This window comes from Fluviicoccus sp., from assembly GCF_030646115.1.
Taxonomy (GTDB): domain Bacteria; phylum Pseudomonadota; class Gammaproteobacteria; order Pseudomonadales; family Moraxellaceae; genus Fluviicoccus.
The window spans coordinates 1-1196 of record NZ_JAUSMX010000028.1 but is presented as its reverse complement, the minus strand read 5'-3'; the positions used below and the strand labels follow the sequence as shown (position 1 = coordinate 1196).

General features: G+C 60.3%; 1 protein-coding gene. It reads left to right on the top strand.

Features of this window, described 5'->3' with window-relative positions; translation table 11 throughout:
• Positions 1–105 precede the first annotated feature (105 nt).
• On the top strand, positions 106–1196 hold a 1091-nt coding region (locus Q7T36_RS17160; RefSeq protein ID WP_304851652.1), incomplete at its 3' end, for a sensor domain-containing diguanylate cyclase.

Sequence of the window (1196 nt, the reverse complement as noted above, 5' to 3'; positions counted from 1 at the left end):
GCATTGGGCATGCTGGCTTCAACAAAAGCTCTACACAAGGCTCGCAAGGGCCAGAAAAAAAATGCACAGCACCCTGTCTTGGCCCCTGAACAGCGAAACCCAGGGATGAGTCCATCCAAAACCTTCCGCCTGACCCGGTATTTTTCGATCCTCTCGTTCTTGCTGATCGTCATCGCAAGCGGCGCCGTCGGCCTGGCGGTGCAACATCAGACCTCGCGCCAGGTCACCGACATGGCGCACCGGCATAACGAAGCCATGAGCCAGGTGTTCGTCAATGAACTGTGGCCGCACTTCTCGGTGTTGGTCGCGGGTTCCAGCGGACGCTCGGCCACCGAGTTGCGCGCGGCCGTCAAAACGCTGGGATTGCAGGCCAAGACGTCGGCGTTGATGATGAATTCGGACATCATCAAGGTCAAGGTTTACAACCGCGAGGGCCTCACCGTTTTCTCAACCGATGCCAGCCAGATTGGCGAGAACAAGCACGACAACCTGGGCTTTATCGGCGCCCTGGCCGCACATGCCACCAGCGGCTTGACCCATCGCAACCAGTTTGACAGCTTTGAGGGCGCCCGCGCGGAGGTGGATGTTCTCGCCAGCTACGTTCCCATTCGCGACGGCGGGCAGATTCCCGGCGTCGTCGAGCTCTACCAGGATGTGACCCCATTTGTCCAGAACTTGCATCAGGTGCTGCTCAAAGTCATGCTGGTGGGCGCCCTGGTGATGTTCCTGCTGTATTTGATGCAACTGATGGTGGTCCGCTACGCCCAAAGCATCCTGCGCAGGCAGGAAACAGCACTCCTGGAGTCCAATCGTGAACTCGACGCCCGTGTTGAAGACCGTACTTACGAGTTGGCCGCCATCAACAGCCAGTTGGAGGACGAAGTGCTGGAGCGGCGCGGGGCGGAGGCGCGGCTGGTGCATCTGGCCCACCACGACACGTTGACGGGCCTGCCCAACCGACTGCAATTCACCGAACAGCTGCAACGCAGCGTCAGCAAAGCGGAACGAAACCGGCACCAACTGGCGGTGCTGTTCATCGACCTGGACCGCTTCAAGGATATCAACGACACGCTCGGGCACGCCGTGGGAGACGAGCTGCTGATCGAAGTGGCGCGCCGCCTGACCGGGCAGCTGCGCAACGGGGACCTGCTGGCGCGCCTGGGTGGCGACGAATTCGTTTGCATCCTGGAAAATAT